We start from the raw sequence: 20897 nt of genomic DNA on the forward strand, positions 1-20897 counted from the left end.
GTGTTGTCCAGCTGCTTCCTTCCGTCCGAGCGATGCGGGGGGCCTGCGCCCGGGCACCTTACCCAAGACACGACAAGCCGTTTTCGGAGAAAGCTGATGATGTTGATCGAAGAGACCACGGTGCCGCAAAGCGCCCTGCCGCTGGGTTTGTTCAAGGAGCACCTGCGCCTCGGATCGGGCTTTTCCGATGACGGCTTGCAGGACGGGCTGCTGGAGGGGTTCCTGCGTTCGGCCATGGCCGCGATCGAGGGGCGCACCTCCAAGGTGCTGATCGAGCGGGACTTTGCCCTGACACTGTCGGCCTGGGCTGATCCAGTGCGACAGCCCTTGCCCATCGCCCCGGTCAGCGCCGTGGCCGAGGTGGTGCTGCTGGATCGCATGGGCCAGGAAAACGCGGTGGACGCGGCAGCCTGGACCCTGCGGCCTGACATGCAGCGCCCGGCGCTTCTGGCCGCGGGCACGGCCCTGCCGATGATCCCGCGCGCCGGGTCGGTGCGGCTGCGGTTTCTCGCTGGCTTCGGACCGGACTGGTCGGACCTGCCCAGCGACCTGCAACAGGCGGTGATGCTGCTGGCGGCGCACTACTACGAATACCGGCTTGAAACCCAGTACGATGGCGGCTGCATGCCCTTCGGCGTCAGCGCCCTGATCGAACGCTACCGCAGCCTGCGCCTGGGCCGGGGGGTGGTGTGATGGCCCCTCGTCTGAACAGGCGCCTTGTGCTGGAGAGCCCGCAAAGCCTGGCCGACGGCGCGGGCGGCTTTACCGAAAGCTGGGCCGCGCTTGGCACGCTCTGGGCGCAGGTCGAGTCGCGCAGCGGGCGCGAGACCTCGGGCGCGGCGATGGCGGTGTCGCGGGTGCGCTATCGCGTCACCCTGCGGGCCGCACCGTCTGGCGCCCCGTCGCGCCCGGTCGCCGGTCAGCGGTTTCGTGAGGGCGACCGGGTTCTTCGCATCCTGGCCGTGACCGAGGACGACGCCGACGGCCGTTACCTTGTGGCCGACGCCGAGGAAGAGGTGATCGCATGAGCTATGCCGTCTCCGCCGCCCTGCAGGCGGCCGTCTACCAGGCGCTGGCAGGCAATTCGGAGGTCGCCGCGCTGTCTGGGGGCGACATCTTCGACGCGCCGCCCGCGGGGCCGGAACCGGCGCTTTACGTCACGCTGGGGCCGGAACGGGTGCGCGACGCCTCCGACCAGACCGGCCAGGGCGCGACGCATGATTTCACGGTTTCGGTGATCACCGAGGCCGCGGGCTTTGCCGAGGCCAAGGCGCTGGCCGCGGCGGTTTCGGATACGCTGGTGGACGCGCCGCTGGTGCTGAACCGCGGCCGGTTGGTGGCGCTTCGTTTTGCCAAGGCCCGCGCCCGGCGCCTGCGCCCCGGCGACCAGCGCCGCATCGACCTGACCTTCCGCGCCCGCGTGGACGACAGCTGATTTTCAACTCATCGGAGCAAGACACATGGCAGCCCAGAATGGCAAGGACCTTCTCATCAAGATCGACATGACCGGCGATGGCCAGTTTCATACCGCCGCCGGTCTGCGCGCCACGCGGATCGCCTTCAATTCCGAGAGCGTGGATGTGACTAGCATGGAGAGCACAGGCGGCTGGCGCGAGCTGCTGGGCGGGGCGGGCGTCAAGACCGCCGAGATCAGCGGCTCGGGTGTCTTCCGCGACGCGGCCACGGACGAGCGGGTGCGCCAGATCTTCTTTGACGGCGAGACGCCGGAATTCCAGGTCATCATTCCCGATTTCGGCACCGTGCAGGGCCGGTTCCAGGTGGGATCTATCGAATATGCCGGCAGTCACGACGGCGAGGCAACCTACGAGATGGCGCTGGCCTCGGCCGGCCCGGTCGATTTCACGGCGCTGCCGTGATGGTCAACCCGCAGGCAGGCGAGGTGGCGCTGGTGATCGACGGGCAGGCACACCTCTGCAAGCTGACCCTCGGGGCGTTGGCCGAACTGGAGCATTCCCTCGGCGGCGAGAGCCTGCCCGACCTGGTGCGCCGCTTCGACGAAGGCCGCTATTCCAGCCGGGACGTGCTGGCGTTGATCGTGGCCGGGCTGCGTGGTGGCGGTTGGCAAGGCGGCCCGCGCGACCTGGTCAGCGCCGAGATCGAGGGCGGACTGGTGCGGGCCGCGCAGGTCGCGGCCGAGCTTCTGGCACGTGCCTTTGCGGTGCCGGAGTAACCGCATGGACTGGGCCGCCCTTTTACGCGGGGGACTGGGGCACCTTGGACTGCGCCCGGCCGAGTTCTGGGCCCTTACCCCGGCCGAGCTGTGGTTGATGCTGGGCGTGGACACCGCCGCCGCGCCCATGGCGCGCCAACGCCTTGAGGAACTGAGCCGGGCCTTCCCGGATGAAGGAGCGAGAGATGGACGAGATTGACGGGTTCGAAGCGCTTGAAGACGAGGCGCGCGCGCTGGAACAGACACTGGGCACGGTGACGACGCTGACCGATGCCTTCGAGGGGCAGTTGCGGGCAACCCAATCGACCCTGACCGAAACGACCCGCGACCTGGGCAAGCTGGAGCGCGGCTTTTCCGGCGGGTTGCGCCGTGCCTTCGACGGGCTGGTCTTCGACGGCATGAAACTGTCGGATGCGCTGTCGACCGTGGCCGAGGCCATGTCGAAAACCGTCTACAACAACGCGATGCGGCCGGTGACCGATCATTTCGGCGGGATGTTGGCCGATGGTGTCAATTCGCTGGTCTCGGGGATGATGCCCTTTGCCAAGGGCGGGGCGCTGTCAAACGGGCGGGTGCTGCCCTTTGCCCGCGGTGGCGTGGTTGATCGGGCCACCACCTTTCCCATGCGCGGGGGCACCGGGCTGATGGGCGAGGCGGGGCCCGAGGCCATCATGCCGCTGGCCCGTGGCAGCGACGGGCGTTTGGGCGTGCGCGGCCAGGGGGGTGGCCCGGTGAACGTCACCATGAACATCACGACCCCGGACGTGGCCGGATTCCAGCGCAGCCAGGGCCAGATCGCCGCGCGGATGTCGCGGCTGGTGGCGCGCGGCCAACGCAACCGCTGAGGAGTCGAGAAATGAACTTTCACGAGATCAGGTTTCCCGCCTCGCTGAGCTTCGGCTCGATCGGCGGGCCGGAACGGCGCACCGAGGTGGTCACGCTGGCCAACGGCTTCGAGGAGCGCAACACGCCGTGGGCGCATTCGCGCCGCCGCTATGATGCGGGGATGGGGCTGCGCTCGCTCGATGACGTGGCCGCGTTGGTGGACTTCTTCGAGGCACGCCGGGGGCAGCTCTATGGATTCCGCTGGAAGGACTGGGGCGACTTCAAGTCGTCGCCGCCCTCGCAGGGGGTCGTCGACGGCGATCAACTTCTTGGCATGGGTGACGAGAGTCGCAAGGATTTTCAGCTCGTTAAAACATATCGTTCAGGTGAGCACAGCTATTTCCGCCCGATTGCCAAGCCGGTGGCGGGCCGCGTGCATGTCCAGGTCAGCGGCGACCCGGTGCAGCAGGGCGTGGACTACGAGATCGACGTGACCACGGGCGTCATCACCTTTGGCCATCCACCGGATCTTCAGGCCGAGGTCACGGCGGGGTTCGAGTTCGACGTCCCGGTGCGTTTCGACATCGACCAGATCCGCACCAGCGTCGCGAATTTCCAGGCCGGCGAGGTGCCGGAGGTGCCGGTTGTCGAGGTGCGGGTATGACCGGTCTGACGGATCACCTGGAAACGGGCCTGACGACGCTATGTCGCTGCTGGGCCATCACGCGGGTCGACGGCGTGACCCATGGCTTTACCGATCACGACCTGAGCATTGCGTTTGAGGGTATTGATTTCAAGGCGCAATCTGGATTGACCGCGCGGGCGGTCATGGCGGGTACGGGTCTGTCGGTGGACAATACCGAGGCCATGGGCGCCCTCAGCGATGCCGCCATCACAGAGACCGACATCGAGGCCGGTCGCTATGACGGGGCCGAGTTGCGGCTCTGGCAGGTGAACTGGGCGGACCCGACCCAGCGCGTCCTGCGGTTTCGCGGGCATCTTGGCGAGGTTCGCCGCCAGGCCGGGGCCTTTCATGCCGAGTTGCGCGGCCTGACCGAGGCCCTCAACCAGCCGCAGGGGCGTGTCTACCAGGCGCCGTGCAGCGCCGTGCTGGGGGACGCGCGCTGCCGGGTGGACCTGTCTGACCCGGCCTATTCCGCGCACGCCGAAGTTGCGGGCGTTGAAGGGGCCCGGGTGCTGTGGTTCAACGGGCTGGACGCCTATGAACCTGGCTGGTTCACCCGCGGCACGCTGGAGGTTCTGACCGGCCCCGCGGCGGGCCTGTGTCAGCACATAAAACACGACACCTTTGCCGAGGATGGCTCGCGCACGGTGGCCCTTTGGGCGCCACTGGGGGCGGCGCCGGGGCCTGGCGACCGGGTGCGCGTCGTGGCCGGCTGTGACAAACGCAGAAAGACATGCCGCCTCAAATTCAGCAATTTCATAAATTTCCAGGGCTTTCCTCATATTCCGGGTGAAGACTGGCTCATGCGGGTGCCCCGCCAAGGCGAGAGCAACGGCGGCGGAAGCCTGACTCCTGTACACTCGGGTCTGCCATCATGACTGCGCTGGTCGAGATCGCGCGGGGCTGGATCGGCACGCCCTATCACCACCAGGCCTGCCTGCGCGGCGTGGGTTGCGACTGTCTTGGCCTGGTCCGGGGGGTCTGGGCCGAGCACAGCGGCACTCCGCCGCTGCCGGTGCCGGCCTATACCTGGGATTGGTCCGAACCGCAGGGGCGGGAACTCCTCGCCGCCGGGCTGGAGGTCCATTTGATCCGCAAGCCCCCTGCGATGGTGCGGCCGGGTGATGTGCTTCTGTTCCGCATGCGGCGTGGCGCGGTTGCCAAGCACCTTGGTCTGATGGTCGCCGATGGCGCGCGGCCGCGCTTCGTGCATGCCTACCGGGGACACGGGGTGATCGACTCCGATCTTTCGGCCCCATGGCGCAGGCGGCTGGTGGCCGCCTTCGCCTTTCCCCCTCTCACTGAAAAGGAGTAGTCCATGGCCACGATTGTACTTTCTGCCGCCGGGATGGCGGCTGGCGGGGCCATCGGTGGCTCGGTCCTTGGGCTGAGCTCCGCGGTGATCGGGCGCGCTGTCGGCGCCACGGTGGGACGGATGATCGACCAGCGCCTGCTGGGGGCAGGCAGCGAGCCGGTCGAGGTGGGCCGCCTGGATCGCCTGCGCCTGACAGGGGCCAGCGAGGGCACGGCCGTGCCCCAGCTGCACGGACGGATGCGCATCCCCGGCCAGGTGATCTGGGCCACCGAGTTCCGGGAGCACCGCGAACGTTCAGGCGGTGGCAAGGGCGGGGCGCCGCAACCCGCGACGACAGAATACAGCTACTCCATCAGCCTGGCCGTCGCGCTCTGCGAGGGCGAGGTGGCGCGCGTGGGCCGGGTCTGGGCCGACGGGCGCGAGGTCGCCCCCGAGCACCTGAACATGCGGCTGCACCGCGGCACGCCGGACCAGCTGCCCGACCCGAAGATCGAGGCGGTCGAGGGTGCGGGGATGGCCCCGGCCTATCGCGGCACGGCCTACGTGGTGATGGAGGACCTTCCGCTGGGCCAGTTCGGCAACCGGGTGCCGCAATTCAACTTCGAGGTCATGCGCCCCGATCAGGCCGGCGGCCCCGGGACGGGCATCGACAAGACAATCCGCGCGGTCTCGATGATCCCCGGCACGGGGGAATATGCCCTGGCGACCACACCGGTCTATCTCGATCACGGCTTCGGGAACCGGGCGGCGGCCAACCTCAACGCAGCCTCGGGTCGGACGGATTTCGTCACTTCGCTGGATGCTTTGCAGGACGAACTGCCCGGCTGCGGCTCGGCCGCGCTCGTGGTGTCGTGGTTCGGGAGCGACCTGCGCTGTGGCACCTGTGACCTGCGCCCCAAGGTGGACCAGAAAGAGGCCGACAGCGCCGGGATGCCCTGGCGGGTCTCGGGTCTGACGCGCGCCCAGGCGCACCAGGTCGCCGCTCAGAACGGGGCCAAGCTTTACGGTGGCACGCCTGCCGATGCCTCGGTCATCGAGGCGATCGGCGCGCTGCGCGAGCGGGGCCTGTCGCCGGTTTTCTATCCGTTCATCCTGATGGACCAGGTCGCGGGCAACATACTGACCGACCCCTGGACCGGTGCCGAGGGCCAGCCGCACCTGCCCTGGCGCGGGCGCATCACGGCGAGCCTGGCCGCCGGGGTCGAGGGCAGCCCGGACGGCACGGCGCAGGCCGAGGCAGAAGTTGCGGCGTTTCTGGGCCAAGCGCAGCCGGGGGATTTCACGGCGCATGATGGGACAGTCGTGTATGCGGGCCCCGAGGAATGGTCCTATCGTCGCTTCATCCTGCATTACGCGTATCTTTGCGCGGCGGCGGGGGGCGTGGATGCCTTCCTCCTGGGTTCGGAGTTACGTGGGCTGACACAGATCCGCGGCGCCGGTGGCTTTCCCTTCGTGGCGGGCCTGGTGACGCTGCTGGAAGAGGTGCGCGCGATCCTCGGTCCCGACTGCAAGATCAGCTATGCAGCGGACTGGAGCGAGTATCACGGCTACCAGCCGCCGGGCACGGCGGACAAGCATTTCCATCTCGATGAGGTCTGGGCGCATCCCGAGTGCGATTTCGTGGGCATCGACAACTACTTGCCGCTGAGCGACTGGCGCGAGGGCGACGACCACGCCGATGCCCACTGGGGCAGCATCTACAACCCCGACTACCTGCGCGCCGGGATCGAGGGCGGCGAACACTACGACTGGTATTACCACTCGCCCGAGGCCGAGGCGGCACAGATTCGCACGCCCATCACCGACGGCGCGGGCGAACCCTGGCTCTGGCGGGCCAAGGACATCCGTGGCTGGTGGCAGAATGCCCATTACAACCGCATCGGCGGCACGCGCCAGGCCACGCCCACCGCCTGGCAGCCCGAGGGCAAGCCGATCTGGTTTACCGAAATCGGCTGCCCGGCCGTGGACAAGGGCACCAACCAGCCCAACAAGTTCGTCGATCCCAAGTCCTCGGAAAGCGGGCTGCCGCGGGCCTCGACCGGGGTGCGCGACGACTTCATTCAACGTCAGTATCTCACGGTTCTTCAGGATCACTACGGATCGCAGGCGGGCAACCCCGTCTCGTCCGTGACCGGCCAGCCCATGGTCGACACCGGCCACATCCATGTCTGGGCCTGGGATGCGCGGCCCTATCCGGCCTTTCCGGGGCGGGCCGACCTGTGGTCGGATTCCGTGAACTACACGCTGGGGCATTGGATCAACGGGCGGGTCACGGCGCGGTCTCTTGCCGCGGTGGTGGCCGAGATCTGCACCAGCGCGGGGATCGTGCATTTCGATGTCGGCCGGCTTTTTGGCGTGGTGCGCGGCTACAGCCTGCCGGATGTGGAGACCGGCCGTGCGGCGTTGCAACCGCTGATGCTGGCCTATGGCTTCGACGCGATCGAGCGGGACGGCCGGCTGGTCTTCCGGCACCGCACGGGCCGGGCCGATGCGGAAGTTGCGGGCGGTGAATTCGCCGTCTCGCCAGACGATCCCGGCGCGATCGAACTGACCCGTGCCCAGGCGCCCGAGGTCGTGGGCCGCTTGCAACTGTCCCATGTCGAGGCCGACGGTGACTACGAGGTGCGCGCCACCGAGGCGATATACCCGGGCGATACCACGCCGACCACCGCGCGTTCGGAACTGTCATTGGCGCTGACCCGCGGCGAGGGTCTGCGCATCGCCGAACGCTGGCTGGCCGAGGCGCGGCTGGCGCGCGACACGGCGCGCTTTGCCCTGCCGCCCTCGCGTGCAGGTCTCGGCCCCGGCGACGTGCTGCGCCTGCCTGCGGGGCAGGGCGGCGGGCTTTACCGCGTGGACCTGTCGGAACAGACCGACCGGCAGGTGCTCGAGGCGGTGCGCGTGGATCCCTCGGTCCATGACCGTCACCCGGTGCCGGGCAGCGCGCCGGTGCTGAAACCCCATGTCGCTCCGATCCCGGTGGAACTGATGCTCATGGACCTGCCGCTGATGCGCGGTGACGAGGATGAACTCGCGCCCCATGCCGCCGTCAGCGGCCTGCCCTGGCCCGGCAGCGTGGCGCTGCATGCCTCGGACCAGGACGCAGGGTATGCGCTGGAACGGGTCTTGCACCACCCGGCGGTCATCGGCGTGACGCAAACACCCATGGCGGCGGCGCAGCCCGGCACCTGGGACCGGGGCGCAGCGCTTCGGGTGCGGCTGATCCGCGGAGCGCTGGAAAGCCTCGCCGAGGCCCAGGTGCTGGGCGGCGGCAACCTGGCCGCCATTGGCGATGGCACCGCGGACACCTGGGAGCTTTTCCAGTTCGCCGAGGCCACGCTGGTGGGCGACAGGACATACGACCTGCGCCTGCGGCTGCGCGGCCAGGCGGGCAGCGACGGGCTGATGCCTGAAACCTGGCCTGTCGGTTCGGTCTTCGTGCTGATGGACGGCACACCCGGACAGATCGCGCTGGCGCCGGCCGCGCGCGGCACCCTGCGGCACTACCGCTACGGCCCGGCGATGCGGCCCATTTCCGACCCCAGCTACCAGTATCGCCGCGAGACGTTTCGCGGCAACGGGCGGCGGCCCTACCCGGTGGCGCATCTGCGCGCCGCGAAAGCCGGTGGCGACCTTGCGCTCACCTGGGTTCGTCGCACACGGATCGAGGGCGATAGCTGGGACCGGGACGAGGTGCCCCTGGGCGAGGCGAACGAGTGCTACCGCGTGCAGGTCCGCGCTGGCGAGACCCTGCTGCGCGAGGTCACGCGCGACACCCCGCACTGGACCTACAGTGCCGCGGCGCAGGCCAGCGACGGGGCAAGCGGCGCCGTCACCATATCCGTGGCGCAGGTCTCGGACCGATACGGCCCGGGCCCGGCGCGTCGCCTGACCGTCACTCCGTGATGCGGCAACCGGGCTGGCACGACCTGGACGCGGGGGTGCGGGTGCTTCTGGCCCGGCCCAGGGCCGACTGGCCGGGGGTGGCCGCAGCGCTGGTCGCGGCGGCGCATCTGTCCGACCGGGTTCGCAAGCGCCTGCGCCGCCCAGTGGCCGGGCGCGGCTGCGGCTCGCTCGCCTCCGAGGCCATGGCCTGGCGGCGCAGCGGCCATCGGCGGGCCTGCGATGCGGAGTACCGTGCCGCGCTCGCGGTGCTGTTGCAGGCCCTGGAGGACTGGCGGCAGGACTCGGCCCGGAGCGCGCGGCGTCAGCCGCGGGTGCAGGAAAGACAGCGCGGCAGGGTGGGGTCGGCGCGCAGGCGCGCGGGCGCCAGTGCCTCTCCGCAGTCCGTGCAATAACCGTATTCGCCGTCATCCATTCGTTCCAGGGCGGCCAGAACCCGGCGGCGGTCGCCCGCGCGGCGCGCGGCCTGGGCCTTGGCCATGGCCTGGTTCTGAAGCGCGTCCATGCGGCTCAGCCGGCCCACGGCCTGCTGGTCCAGGTCCACGGTCCTCTGACCTTGCGTGCCCCGCGCGTCTTCCTCGTCAAGCGCGGCGAGCCGGTCCACCAGCGCCTGTTTCAATTCGGCGATGTCGTGGTCATCCATTTTCGTGACCTTTTCAATCACGGGTTTGTTCTTGGCCAATGCACCCTATCTGGGTTAGCACCCGGACAAAAGGAGGCCCGTCATGGCACAGCCGCAACCGCATCTCGCCCAGTTCGACCCGGTCTGGGCCCGGATCACCGCCGAAGCCGAAAAGGCCATCGCGGAAGAACCGCTGATGGGCGGGCTTATTCATGCCTGCGTGCTGCACCACAAGACTCTCGAAAAGGCGCTGTCCTATCGCTTCTCGGCAAAGCTGAACTCGAACGAGATGAGCATGGTGCTGCTGCGCGAGATCGCCGAGGAGGCCTATGCCAACGACCCGAGGCTGGTCGAGGCTGCGCGTGCGGACCTGGCCGCGATCGACGAACGCGACCCGGCCTGCCACCGGCTGTTGCAGCCGATCCTGTATTACAAGGGGTTTCAGGCCATGCAGGCCTATCGGCTGGGGCATTACCTGTGGGCCCAGGGGCGCCGCGATCTTGCCTATTTCGTGCAGATGCGCAGTTCCGAGGTCTACGGCGTGGACATCCACCCCGGCGCGCGGATCGGGTGCGGCATCATGATCGACCATGCCCATTCCATCGTGATCGGTGAAACGGCCGTGGTGGGCGACAATGTGTCCATGCTGCATTCGGTGACGCTCGGCGGCACCGGCAAGGAAGAGGAGGACCGCCACCCCAAGATCGGCGACGGCGTGCTGATCGGGGCCGGCGCAAAGGTCCTGGGCAACATCCGTGTCGGCTGCTGCTCGCGCATTGCCGCCGGGTCGGTCGTTCTGTCGGACGTGCCCGAGAGCACCACCGTGGCAGGGGTGCCCGCCAAGGTGGTGGGCGAGGCCGGCTGTGCCCAGCCCGCGATCACCATGGACCAGATCCTGAAATCGGGGCCGTGATGGCCAACCATCTGCCCCACACGGTTTGACGGCCGGGTTCCTGTCGCTCTGGGCGGATGCGGCGCTGACCAGTGCCGGGTTCTTCTGGATGGCGTTCTGGGCCTTCGGGCTCGGCTATGTCATCAGTTCCGCCATCCAGCTGTTCGTGGGCCGCGCCCAGATGCGCCGCGCCATGGGCGACAAGCAGGCCCGCGCGGTGGCGCTGGCCACGTTTTTCGGGTTCATTTCCTCCTCCTGCAGCTTTTCGGCGCTGGCCACAACGCGGGCGCTCTTCGCCAAGGGGGCGGGGTTCGTTCCGGCGATGGCTTTCCTTCTGTCCTCGACCAACCTCGTGATCGAGCTGGGCATCGTGATCTCGGTCTTCCTGAGCTGGCACTTCGTGGTGGCCGAATATGTCGGTGGGCTCCTGCTGATCCTGGCCATGTGGGGCATCGTTGCCCTGACCCGGCCCCGGCGCCTGATCGGTGCGGTGCGCGAGCGCTTGCAGGCCGACACGGACGAGGCCGACGCCGACCCCGCGGACCTGCTGAAGAGCCGGGCGGTCTGGTCGGACCTCGCAGGGCGCTATTTCGGCGAATGGCACATGGTCTGGAAGGACGTGACAGTGGGCTTCACCCTGGCCGGGATCATTGCCGTGGTCGTCCCGGCCGAGTTCTTCACCTGGCTGTTTCCCGGCAGCGGCGCGGGGGCCGGGCCGCTGGCCGTCCTCGGCGATGCCCTGATCGGACCGGTCGCCGCGTTCTTCACCTTCATCGGATCGATGGGGAACATCCCGCTGGCCGGGCTCTTGTTCGCGAACGGGGTCAGCATGGCGGGCGTGCTGGCCTTCATCTTTTCCGACCTGGTGGTATTTCCGGTGATCCGGGTGCACGCGACCTATTACGGCTGGCGCATGGCGCTCTATATCGCGGCGGTGTTCCTTGCGGCGCTGGTCGCGGTGGCGCTGGTGCTGCATTACGGCTTTCACGCCCTGGACATGGTCCCCGAGGCGGGGGCCGCCAGCCGCCGTGCCCCGGAAGAGCGGTTCTCAGTGGATTACACCTTCTGGCTCAACCTCGTCTTCGGGGCGATCACCGCCGCGTTCGGCTGGCTGGCCTGGAGGCGCCGGGGCCATGGTCATCAGCATGACCACAGCCATGGCGGCGGGCTGGACCGGGTGCTGTTCTGGCTGGCCTGCCTGGCCTGGCTTTGGCTTCTGGCGGGGCTGGTGCTGGCCGCAGTGCTCTAGGCCAGTTGGTCGTAGGCCTCCATGGCCTTGGCGCCGTACATGTAGCCCGGTCCGCCGTTCATCAGCACGCAGACATTGACCGTCTCGGCCACTTCGTCGCGGCTGGCCCCGGCCTGGATCGCGGCCTTGATGTGAAAGCCGATGCAATCGGTGCATTGCTTGGAAATGGCGATGGCCAGCGCCACCAGCTCCTTTTCCTTGGTGGCCATGGCGCCGGGGGCGAGGGCGGCTTCGTGCAGGGCATGAAAACCCTGTGCCGTATCGGCCTGTTCGGCGCGCATGGGGCGCAGGATGCCGGTGGTGTGGCGCAGGTCGTCTTTCCAGTTCATGGGGGGAATCCTTTGTTGGTTTCGGGCTTGTTCTAGACAGGGCTGGCGTCGCAAACCTTGCGCCAGATCAGGCGCTTGCCAAATGGAGTGCCAGCGGCGCCTTGCATCGGCGCGGTTCCGGCGAAATGGTGGCCAAAAACGAAAGAGCCGCGCCCGGATCCGGGTACGGCTCTTTCACATGCGGGGTGCCAACCGTCAGGCCAGCATCACCATCGGGTTCTCGAGGTTCTCCTTGATCGCGGCCAGCAATTGGGCCCCAAGTGCGCCGTCGATCACCCGGTGGTCGACGGACAGCGTCGTGGACATGACCGTCGCGGTGGTCAGTTCGCCGTCGGCGCCCACGACGGGCTTCTTGACGCCCGCGCCCACGGCCAGGATTGCGCCGTGCGGCGGATTGATGACCGCGTCGAAGTTCTCGATCCCGAACATCCCGAGGTTCGAGATCGCGAAGCTGCCGCCGACGTATTCATGCGGGGCGAGCTTGCCGTCGCGCGCGCGACCGGCCAGGTCTTTCATCTCCGAGGACAGGGCCGAGAGGGATTTCTGCTCGGCATCCTTGAGCACGGGAACGAAAAGACCGTCATCCACCGCCACCGCGACGCCGACGTCCGACGGCTTGAGCCTGAGGATGCGATCGCCGGCCCAGACGGCATTGGCATTCGGAACGGATTGCAGCGCCAGCGCGCAGGCCTTGATGATGAAGTCGTTGACGGACAGCTTGATTTCGCGGGATTCCAGTTGCTTGTTCAACTGGCCGCGGAATTCCAGCAGCGCGTCCAGCTCGATGTCGCGGCGCAGGTAGAAATGCGGAACCGTCTGCTTGGCCTCGGTCAGGCGGGCGGCGACGGTCTTGCGCATGCCGTTGAGCGTGACCTCTTCGTAGTCGCGCCCCTCGAACATCTTGCGCAGGGCCGCGGCATCCGGCCCGGCGGGCATGGCAGCGCCAGCGGCGGTGGCCTTTTCCGCGGTCTCTGGCGCCTTTTCGGCTTTCGCCTGCGGCTGCGCGCCCTCCAGGTCGGCCCTTATGATGCGCCCATGCGGGCCCGAACCGGTGATCAGGGTCAGGTCCAGCCCCTTGTCGGCGGCGATGCGGCGTGCCAGAGGCGAGGCGAAGATGCGCGTCCCGTCCTTGACCGGGGCGGCGGGGGCGGCTGTCGCGGTCTCGGAGGGGGCAGGGGTGTCGGGCGCGTCGGAGCCGCCCGGGGCGGCCGCCTCCTTGCCCGCGTCGGCCTTGGCCTCCGGGGCCGACGGGGATGCGGTCCCGGCATCGGCCATGTCCTCGCCCTCTTCGCCGATCACGGCGATGGGGGTGTTGACCTTGACGCCCTCGGTGCCCTCGCCCACGAGGATCTTGCCGATGACGCCCTCGTCCACCGCCTCGAATTCCATCGTGGCCTTGTCGGTCTCGATCTCGGCCAGCAGGTCGCCGGCATTCACGGTATCACCCTCCTTGACCAGCCACTTGGCGAGCGTGCCTTCCTCCATGGTGGGCGAGAGGGCGGGCATGAGAATTTCGGTTGCCATCGGGACGCTCCTTACCGGTAGGTGACTTGGTTCACGGCCTCGATGACCTCGTCCGTGGTCACCAGGGCGTGGCGTTCGAGATTGGCCGCATAGGGCATCGGCACGTCCTTGCCGCAGAGGTTCAGGACCGGCGCGTCGAGGTAGTCGAAGGCGTGGGTCATCACATGGGCCGAAAGGTGGTTGCCGATGGCCCCAACGGGCCAACCCTCTTCCACGGTGACCATGCGGTTCGTCTTGCGGACGCTGTCGAGGACCGTGTCGTAATCCAGCGGGCGCAGGGTGCGCAGGTTGACGACCTCGGCCTGCACGCCCTCTTCGGCGAGCTTCTCGGCGGCCTCCATGGCATAGGTCATGCCGATGCCGAACGAGACGATGGTGACATCCGACCCGGCGCGTTCGATACGGGCCTTGCCGAAGGGCAGGGTGAAATCGTCCAGCACCGGAACTTCGAAGGAGCGGCCGTAGAGGATCTCGTTTTCAAGGAAAATCACCGGGTTGGGGTCGCGAATGGCGGATTTCAGCAGGCCCTTGGCGTCGGCCGCGGAATAGGGGATCGCGACCTTCAGGCCGGGGATATGCGCGTACCAGGCGGAATAGTCCTGGCTGTGCTGGGCGCCGACGCGGGCGGCGGCGCCGTTCGGCCCGCGAAAGACCATTGGGGCCCCCATCTGACCGCCGGACATGTAGAGCGTCTTGGCCGCAGAGTTCACGATCTGATCAATTGCCTGCATGGCGAAATTGAAGGTCATGAATTCGACGATGGGCTTGAGCCCGCCAAAGGCCGCACCCACCGCGATCCCGGCAAAACCATGCTCGGTGATCGGCGTGTCCACGACGCGCTTGGGGCCGAACTTGTCCAGCAATCCCTGGGTGATCTTGTAGGCGCCCTCGTATTCGGCAACCTCCTCGCCCATGAGAAAGACGCCGCTGTCGCGCTCCATTTCTTCGATCATGGCGGTGTTGAGCGCCTCTCGCACGGTCATGGTGGTCATTTCCGTGCCCTCGGGCCAGTCGGGGCTCTGGTCGGCCTGGGGTGCTGCGGGCGCGGCCTTGGCCGGGGCCGGGGCCGGGGCGGCGGCCTGGTCCGGTTCCGGCGCCGCCGGCGTTTCAGCCCCGCTCGGGGCTGCTGCGTCCATGTCCTCGCCCTCTTCGCCGATCATGGCGATGGGAGCGTTGACCTTGACACCCTCGGTGCCTTCCGCGACGAGAATCTTGCCGATGACTCCCTCGTCCACGGCCTCGAATTCCATCGTGGCCTTGTCGGTCTCGATCTCGGCCAGAATATCACCGGCGTTGACGGTGTCGCCTTCCTTGACCAGCCACTTGGCGAGCGTGCCTTCCTCCATGGTGGGCGAGAGGGCGGGCATGAGAATTTCGGTAGCCATGTCTGTGATCCTCCCTCAGGCTTCCTGCGGAATTTCGGCCGCGTAGATATCGGTCCAGAGCGCGTCCAGATCGGGTTCGGGGCTTTCCTTGGCGAACTCGGCGCTTTGGTTGATGATCTCCTTGGTCTCCTTGTCGATGGCCTTGAGATCCTCTTCGGTGGCGTGCTCGCCCTCCAGCAGCATGGTGCGGATATGTTCGATGGGGTCGCGTTCCTCGCGCATCTTCTGGACCTCCTCGCGGGTGCGGTATTTCGCCGGGTCGGACATGGAGTGGCCGCGGTAGCGATAGGTCTTGATTTCCAGGATGTAGGGTCCCTTGCCCGCGCGGCAGTGCGCGACGGCCTTGTCGCCCGCCTCCTTGACCGCCAGCACGTCCATGCCGTCGACCATCTCGCCGGGGATGCCGAAGGCGGCGCCGCGCTTGTAAAGGTCGGCGCTGGACGTCGAGCGCTGCTGCGCTGTGCCCATGGCATACTGGTTGTTCTCGATGACGAAGATGACCGGCAACTCCCAAAGGGCGGCCATGTTGAAGGTCTCGTAGACCTGGCCCTGGTTGGCCGCACCGTCCCCGAAATAGGTGAAGGTCACGCGATCAGTCTCGTTGTACTTGTCGGCAAACGCCAGCCCCGCGCCCAGCGGGACGTTGGCCCCGACGATGCCGTGGCCGCCGTAGAAGTCCTTTTCCTTGGAAAACATGTGCATCGAGCCGCCCTTGCCGCCCGAATAGCCATCCGCGCGGCCGGTCAGTTCTGCCATGACGCCATTGGGGTCCATTCCGCAGGCCAGCATGTGGCCGTGGTCGCGGTAGGTGGTGATGCGCTTGTCACCCTCCTCGGCGGCGGCCTCCAGGCCGACGACGACGGCTTCCTGGCCGATGTAGAGGTGGCAGAACCCGCCGATCAGGCCCATCCCGTAAAGCTGGCCGGCCTTTTCCTCGAATCGCCGGATCAGCAGCATGTCCTTGTAATAGGCCTTAAGGGCCTCGGCCGAGACGTTGGGTTTCTTCGTGGTCTTCTTCGCAGGCATGGATCCTCCCCCTGACGCAGAGCGGATAGTTTAGTATTAAACTATTCCTACAAGAGGGTCTGGCGAAAATCCACCGGGAATGTGGGGGCGCGGGGCCGGGGCGCGAAACCCCGCCTTGCGCGGGGCGCATGGCTTGACCCCGGGGCTCAGCGAATGACGATCTCGTCGGCGCGGATCAGGCCCAGCACCTCTCGGGCCTGTTCGTCCAGCAGGTCCAGGTCCAGGTAGCTGTCCGAGAGCCGGCGGGTCAGGTTTTCCATCCGGGCGACCTCTGCCTCCAGCACCGCCAGGCGCTCGGTCAGGTCGGCACCCTCGGCCTCGATCTCGGCACGCTTGAACACGCCGTAATCCCCCTGCACGGCGGCAAAGGTGAAATAGAGCCCCAGCAGCAACAGCCCGGTGAAATAGAGGATAGCGCCCAGGGGCGCGCGCCTGCGTGTGGTCATGTCTGCCTCGTCGATGCGGGGTCAGCCTGCCCCGCTTGGAAAACAGATTCGCACAGTCGATTCGCTTTGTGAATCCCCTTTTTCCCGCCCGGGCGGGCGTGCCGCGACGGCAACCGCTTCGTTCAGGTGCTGGAGGCCCGGAAAATGCTGTCGATCGAGGCGGCGATGGTGGCGTCGAATTCCGCGTCGGATTGCTGCGCTGACAGTCCCTCGGCCAGCGCCCGGCTGAAGCTGGCGATCATGCCGTGGTTCTGTTCCAGCAGCGCGTTGGCCTCGTCGCGGCCGTAACCGCCCGACAGCGCCACAACCCGCATCACCTTGGGGTGGTCGATCAGCGGCTTGTAGTGGTTCGCCACTGTCGGCAGAGACAGTTTCAGCATGACCTCCTGGCCTTCGGGCAGGGCATCGAGACCCGACAGCAACTCGTCCATAAGGATATTCTCGGCCTCGGCCTTGTCGGAAATCGAGATCGTCACCTCGGGTTCCAGGATCGGCATGAGGCCATGGCGCATGATCTGTTCGCCATACTGGAACTGTTGGGCCACGTTGGCGCGAATGCCCGCTGCATTGGCCGCGTCGATGACCGAACGCATCTTGGTGCCGAAGACCCCGTGACCCACCGCGCGTTCACACATGGTATCCAGCGTCGGGATGGGCTTCATCAGGCGCACGCCATTGCTTGCCTCCTCCAGCCCCTTGTCAACCTTCAGGAAAGGCACGACACCGCGCTGCTCCCACAGGAACCGCGCGCTCGGGATGCCGTCGATCTCGCGGTCCATGGTCATCTCGAACAGGATCGCGCCGATCACCTTCTCGCCGCTGAAGGCGGGCGACTTGACGATGCGCGACCGCATGGCGTGGACCATGTCGAACATCTCGGCCTCGCCGGAATACTCGTTTTCTGCGACGCCGTATTGCGCAAGGGCCTTGGGGGTGGAGCCACCCGACTGGTCCAGCGCCGCGATGAAGCCGGTGGCACTTCGCATCTGGTCGGCTTGGGCTTTGTCGGTCATGGTCGGCTCCGTCTTGTCTGTACTCATCAAGATTCTATGCCGGGCGCAAAGCCCCGGCAATCATGGTGGCGCTAACGGCGTCAGTCGCCTTCAAGCGCCGCGACGCCGGGCAGCGTCTTGCCCTCCATCCACTCCAGGAAGGCCCCCCCGGCGGTGGAGATATAGCTGAAATCTCCGGCCGCACCGGCCTTGTTCAGGGCCGCGACCGTATCGCCGCCCCCGGCGACCGAGACCAGCTTGCCCGCCCTGGACAGCTCGGCGGCGCGGGCGGCGGCGGCGTTCGTGGCGGTGTCGAAGGGGGAGATCTCGAAGGCGCCCAGGGGGCCGTTCCAGACCAGTGTCTTCGCCTGCTCCAGCGCGGCGATGACGGCCCTGACCGCCTCGGGCCCGGCATCCAGGATCATGGCATCCGCCGGGCAGGCCTCGGCGGCCACAACCTCGTGCGCAGCGCCGGCCTTGAATTCGCGTGCCACGACCACGTCGGAGGGCAGCAGGATCGTGCAGCCTCCGGCCTCGGCCCGTGTCATGATCTCGCGGGCTGTCTCGGCCAGGTCGTGCTCGCACAGCGATTTGCCCACGTCGATGCCCCGGGCGGCAAGAAAGGTGTTGGCCATGCCGCCGCCGATCACCAGCGTGTCCACGCGCCCGATCAGGTTGCCCAGCAGGTCCAGCTTGGTCGAGACCTTGGCGCCGCCCACCACGGCCACCACGGGCCGGTCGGGATGGCCAAGCGCCTTTTCCAGCGCACCCAGTTCCTGCGCCATCAGGCGACCCGCGCAATTGGGCAGCAGGTGCGCGACGCCCTCGGTGCTGGCGTGGGCGCGGTGGGCGGCGGAAAAGGCATCGTTGCAGTAGACATCGCCCAGGCCGGCCAGGAATTGCGCCATTTCCGGGTCGTTGTCTGTTTCCTGCGGGCTGAAACGGGTGTTTTCCAGCAGGATCACGCCCGCGGTGGCGTCGATCGTGCCGCGGTCGGCCCGCTCGATGAAGGTGACGTCCCGCCCCAGAACATCCTGCAGCGCGGGCTGGACGTGGCGCAGCGACATCTCCGGGTCGGGCTGGCCCTTGGGCCGGCCGAAGTGCGCCATCAGAACCGGCTTGCCCCCCTTGGCAAGAATGTCGTCTACCGTCGGCTTGATCCGCTCTATCCGGGTCGCGTCGGTGACGCGGCCACCCTCGACCGGCACGTTGATATCAACGCGGGTCAGCACTGTCTTGCCGTCCAGGTCCATGTCGTCGAGCGTCTTCCAGCGCATCCCGGTCCCCTTTTGCCGCCTGTCTTGGTCGGCCCCGTGTCTGTGCTTTTACACCCCGCGCGTCAAGCGCGCGCTTGGCAAGGGCCGGGGGGCGGCATAGGTTGCGGCTGACAGACAGCCAAGGAGAACGGCATGGCCGAGATCAAAGACCCCGAGAACACGATCCTCATCGAACTGGAAGGCGGCACCGTCACGGTCGAGCTTCTGCCCGATGTCGCGCCCAAGCACTGCGAACGGATGAAGGAACTGGCCCGCGCGGGTGCCTATGACGGCGTAATCTTTCACCGGGTGATCGACGGTTTCATGGCCCAGACCGGCGATGTGCAGTTCGGCAACACCAACACCGGGTTCAACCCGTCGCGCGCGGGCACCGGCGGATCAGACAAGCCCGACCTTCCGGCGGAGTTTTCCAAGCTGCCGCATGACCGGGGCACCATCGGCGCGGCGCGCGCGGCCAACCCCAACTCGGCCAATTCTCAGTTTTTCATCAGTTTCAAGGACAATCACTTCCTCAACGGTCAATACACGGTCTATGGCCGCGTGATCGAGGGCATGGACCTGGTCGATGGCATCACGCGGGGCGAGCCGCCCCGCGATCCCGACCAGATGGTCAGCGTGAAGGTGGCCGCCGATGCGTAGTCTCGCCCTTGTCCTGGCCCTGACGGGCACGCAGGCCGCCGCCACGGGGCTGGAAATCGACGTCGCGGGCGAGGCCAACGGCACCATCGCCATCGACTTGTTCGAGGAGACCGCACCGGCCCACGCCGACCGGATTGCCACTCTGGCCGCCGATGGCGCCTATGACGGCGTGGTCTTCCACCGGGTGATCGACGGTTTCATGGCCCAGACCGGCGACGTGCAATACGGCGACCGTGCGGCCGACGGCTTCGACATGCGCCGCGCCGGCACCGGTGGCTCGGACATGGGCAATCTCGGGGCCGAGTTCTCGGACGAGGTGTCCTTTGATCGCGGCACGGTCGGCATGGCCCGGGCGGCCGATCCCGACAGCGCCAACAGCCAGTTCTTCATCATGTTCGCCCCCGCACCCCACTTGGACGGGCAGTATACCGTCGTCGGAGAGGTGACCGCGGGCATGGACGTGGTGGATGCCATCAAGCGCGGCGCAGGCCGCAACGGCGCGGTGATCGGGGAACCCGACTGGATGGCGCAGGTGCGTGTCACCGACTGACATCCGATCACGTTCGGGTCAGGGGGGCTGGGCCGCGTGGCCCGGCCCGGGCAGAGTAGGGGCAGGAGGACGGCCCCATGCGTAATATCATCCTTGCCTTGACCCTGACCGTTTTCGCCAGCGCCGCCGCGGCCAACCCGGAGGCCTGGGCGCGCGAATGGCCCGATACGGACTTCCAGACCACCGTCATCGACGACTGGTCCGAAATAATGTCGGGCGGTCCGCCCAAGGACGGCATTCCGGCGCTCACGGATCCTGAATTCATTCCCGCCGCCGAGGAGGATCGCATCGACGGGCGCGAACCGGTCATCACCGTCGAGATCGCGGGCGAAACCCCGCGCGCCTACCCGATCCGCTACCTGACATGGCACGAGATCGTCAACGACACGGTCGGCGGTGAGCCGATCGCCGTGACCTTCTGTCCGCTGTGCAATTCCGGCATCACCTTCGATCGCCGCGTGGAGGGCCGGGTGCTGGAATTCGGCGTCTCGGGCAAGCTGCGTCATTCGGACATGATCATGTACGACCGTCAGACCGAAAGCTGGTGGCAACAGGCCATCGGCGAGGCCGTGGTGGGCGATCTGACAGGAACGGAGCTGGACCGGCTGCCGACCTGGATGGAAAGCTGGGAGGAGTTCACGGCCCGCAATCCCGAGGGTCTGGTGATGGCCGAACCCGGCCATCCGCGCGATTACGGGCGCAACCCCTACGTCAAATACGACAGCTCCCAGAGGCCCTTTCTCTACCGTGGGGAAAATCCACCACATGGTATCCCGCCGCTGGTGCGCGTCGTGGCCATCGCGGGGCAGGCGTGGCCCCTGACGCGGCTGTCCGAGGAAGGCCGGATCGAAGAGGCGGGCTACGTGCTGTCATGGTCGGCGGGACAGGCCTCGGCGCTGGACACTGCCCGGATCGCCGATGCCCGCGACGTCGGCACCGTGCGGGTGCGCGACGGAAAGGGCGCTGACGTGGCCCATGACGTGATGTTCGCCTTCGCTTTCCATGCCTTCTGGCCCGAGGGCGACTGGATGCTGGCCGAGTGACGGG

General features: G+C 67.4%; 25 protein-coding genes. 17 read left to right on the top strand and 8 right to left on the bottom strand.

Annotated features, from left to right (window positions below):
- The first annotated feature begins 96 nt into the window (after positions 1-96).
- The 12 genes from VJ897_RS01495 to VJ897_RS01550 are packed head-to-tail and all read left to right on the top strand — an operon-like array spanning position 97 to position 9314.
- A complete protein-coding gene (locus VJ897_RS01495) occupies positions 97-693 on the top strand; it encodes a head-tail connector protein (RefSeq protein ID WP_324052578.1) in 597 nt (198 codons plus the stop codon).
- The gene (locus tag VJ897_RS01500) at positions 693-1028 is read left to right on the top strand and encodes a head-tail adaptor protein (RefSeq protein WP_324052580.1); all 336 of its coding nucleotides are present in this window, start codon (positions 693-695) and stop codon (positions 1026-1028) included. The genes VJ897_RS01495 and VJ897_RS01500 overlap by 1 nt, the downstream gene beginning before the upstream one ends.
- Positions 1025-1435, top strand: coding sequence for a DUF3168 domain-containing protein (gene gp17 / locus VJ897_RS01505; RefSeq protein WP_324052582.1), 411 nt, complete (start codon positions 1025-1027; stop codon positions 1433-1435). The genes VJ897_RS01500 and gp17 overlap by 4 nt, the downstream gene beginning before the upstream one ends.
- A gap of 25 nt (positions 1436-1460) precedes the next feature.
- Positions 1461-1877, top strand: a complete 417-nt coding sequence (locus VJ897_RS01510; protein ID WP_324052584.1) for a phage major tail protein, TP901-1 family — start codon at positions 1461-1463, stop codon at positions 1875-1877.
- Entirely contained in the window at positions 1877-2191 is a 315-nt protein-coding gene (locus VJ897_RS01515; RefSeq protein ID WP_324052586.1) for a gene transfer agent family protein, read from the top strand. The genes VJ897_RS01510 and VJ897_RS01515 overlap by 1 nt, the downstream gene beginning before the upstream one ends.
- A gap of 4 nt (positions 2192-2195) precedes the next feature.
- A complete protein-coding gene (locus tag VJ897_RS01520) occupies positions 2196-2390 on the top strand; it encodes a rcc01693 family protein (RefSeq protein WP_324052588.1) in 195 nt (64 codons plus the stop codon).
- On the top strand, positions 2377-3036 hold the full coding sequence (locus VJ897_RS01525) for an RcGTA-type gene transfer agent tail tape measure protein (protein ID WP_324052590.1): 660 nt from the start codon (positions 2377-2379) through the stop codon (positions 3034-3036). Before VJ897_RS01520 ends, VJ897_RS01525 begins: the two co-directional genes overlap by 14 nt.
- Positions 3037-3047: 11 nt before the next feature.
- Positions 3048-3680: a phage distal tail protein, Rcc01695 family gene (locus VJ897_RS01530; RefSeq protein WP_324052592.1), complete on the top strand. Its 633-nt coding sequence runs from the start codon at positions 3048-3050 to the stop codon at positions 3678-3680.
- Complete coding sequence (locus tag VJ897_RS01535) at positions 3677-4579, top strand: phage/gene transfer agent baseplate hub protein (protein WP_324052594.1); 903 nt, start codon at positions 3677-3679, stop codon at positions 4577-4579. The genes VJ897_RS01530 and VJ897_RS01535 overlap by 4 nt, the downstream gene beginning before the upstream one ends.
- A complete protein-coding gene (locus VJ897_RS01540) occupies positions 4576-5016 on the top strand; it encodes an NlpC/P60 family protein (RefSeq protein ID WP_324052596.1) in 441 nt (146 codons plus the stop codon). The genes VJ897_RS01535 and VJ897_RS01540 overlap by 4 nt, the downstream gene beginning before the upstream one ends.
- A gap of 3 nt (positions 5017-5019) precedes the next feature.
- Complete coding sequence (locus tag VJ897_RS01545) at positions 5020-8922, top strand: baseplate multidomain protein megatron (RefSeq protein ID WP_324052597.1); 3903 nt, start codon at positions 5020-5022, stop codon at positions 8920-8922.
- On the top strand, positions 8922-9314 hold the full coding sequence (locus VJ897_RS01550) for a DUF7742 family protein (protein WP_527251205.1): 393 nt from the start codon (positions 8922-8924) through the stop codon (positions 9312-9314). Before VJ897_RS01545 ends, VJ897_RS01550 begins: the two co-directional genes overlap by 1 nt.
- Here VJ897_RS01550 and VJ897_RS01555 read toward each other — a convergent pair.
- Positions 9224-9562, bottom strand: a complete 339-nt coding sequence (locus VJ897_RS01555) for a TraR/DksA family transcriptional regulator (protein ID WP_324052601.1) — start codon at positions 9560-9562, stop codon at positions 9224-9226. The genes VJ897_RS01550 and VJ897_RS01555 overlap by 91 nt on opposite strands.
- 82 nt (positions 9563-9644) lie before the next feature.
- Here VJ897_RS01555 and cysE point away from each other — a divergent pair, with 82 nt between their 5' ends.
- Both cysE and VJ897_RS01565 read left to right on the top strand, forming a co-directional pair.
- A complete protein-coding gene (gene cysE, locus VJ897_RS01560; RefSeq protein WP_324052602.1) occupies positions 9645-10454 on the top strand; it encodes a serine O-acetyltransferase in 810 nt (269 codons plus the stop codon).
- Positions 10455-10479: 25 nt separating this feature from the next.
- On the top strand, positions 10480-11682 hold the full coding sequence (locus VJ897_RS01565; RefSeq protein WP_324052604.1) for a permease: 1203 nt from the start codon (positions 10480-10482) through the stop codon (positions 11680-11682).
- Here VJ897_RS01565 and VJ897_RS01570 read toward each other — a convergent pair.
- The 7 genes from VJ897_RS01570 to VJ897_RS01600 all read right to left on the bottom strand — a co-directional run bounded on the left by VJ897_RS01570 (position 11679) and on the right by VJ897_RS01600 (position 18661).
- The gene (locus VJ897_RS01570) at positions 11679-12011 is read right to left on the bottom strand and encodes a carboxymuconolactone decarboxylase family protein (protein ID WP_324052605.1); all 333 of its coding nucleotides are present in this window, start codon (positions 12009-12011) and stop codon (positions 11679-11681) included. The two genes, VJ897_RS01565 and VJ897_RS01570, sit on opposite strands and share 4 nt — an antisense overlap.
- Positions 12012-12206: 195 nt before the next feature.
- On the bottom strand, positions 12207-13535 hold the full coding sequence (locus VJ897_RS01575) for a pyruvate dehydrogenase complex dihydrolipoamide acetyltransferase (protein WP_324052607.1): 1329 nt from the start codon (positions 13533-13535) through the stop codon (positions 12207-12209).
- An 11-nt stretch (positions 13536-13546) separates the two neighbouring features.
- Positions 13547-14920, bottom strand: coding sequence for a pyruvate dehydrogenase complex E1 component subunit beta (locus VJ897_RS01580; protein ID WP_324052609.1), 1374 nt, complete (start codon positions 14918-14920; stop codon positions 13547-13549).
- A 15-nt stretch (positions 14921-14935) separates the two neighbouring features.
- Positions 14936-15946, bottom strand: a complete 1011-nt coding sequence (gene pdhA / locus VJ897_RS01585; protein ID WP_324052611.1) for a pyruvate dehydrogenase (acetyl-transferring) E1 component subunit alpha — start codon at positions 15944-15946, stop codon at positions 14936-14938.
- Between the two features lie 146 nt (positions 15947-16092).
- Entirely contained in the window at positions 16093-16392 is a 300-nt protein-coding gene (locus tag VJ897_RS01590; protein ID WP_324052613.1) for an FtsB family cell division protein, read from the bottom strand.
- Positions 16393-16514: 122 nt separating this feature from the next.
- Positions 16515-17405, bottom strand: a complete 891-nt coding sequence (locus tag VJ897_RS01595) for a fructose bisphosphate aldolase (protein WP_324052615.1) — start codon at positions 17403-17405, stop codon at positions 16515-16517.
- An 80-nt stretch (positions 17406-17485) separates the two neighbouring features.
- Positions 17486-18661 (bottom strand): phosphoglycerate kinase, encoded by a 1176-nt coding sequence (locus VJ897_RS01600; protein ID WP_324052617.1) that lies wholly within the window; start codon positions 18659-18661, stop codon positions 17486-17488.
- Between the two features lie 132 nt (positions 18662-18793).
- On the opposite strand from VJ897_RS01600, the gene VJ897_RS01605 reads away from it, so the two are divergent.
- From VJ897_RS01605 to VJ897_RS01615, 3 genes are all read left to right on the top strand, one after another.
- Complete coding sequence (locus VJ897_RS01605) at positions 18794-19300, top strand: peptidylprolyl isomerase (protein ID WP_324052619.1); 507 nt, start codon at positions 18794-18796, stop codon at positions 19298-19300.
- The gene (locus VJ897_RS01610) at positions 19293-19850 is read left to right on the top strand and encodes a peptidylprolyl isomerase (protein WP_324052621.1); all 558 of its coding nucleotides are present in this window, start codon (positions 19293-19295) and stop codon (positions 19848-19850) included. Before VJ897_RS01605 ends, VJ897_RS01610 begins: the two co-directional genes overlap by 8 nt.
- Positions 19851-19927: 77 nt before the next feature.
- The gene (locus VJ897_RS01615) at positions 19928-20893 is read left to right on the top strand and encodes a DUF3179 domain-containing protein (RefSeq protein ID WP_324052623.1); all 966 of its coding nucleotides are present in this window, start codon (positions 19928-19930) and stop codon (positions 20891-20893) included.
- The last annotated feature ends 4 nt before the right edge of the window (positions 20894-20897 follow it).

Origin of the sequence: Salibaculum sp. (assembly GCF_035270045.1) — a bacterium.
Classification (GTDB): Bacteria; Pseudomonadota; Alphaproteobacteria; order Rhodobacterales; family Rhodobacteraceae; genus Salibaculum.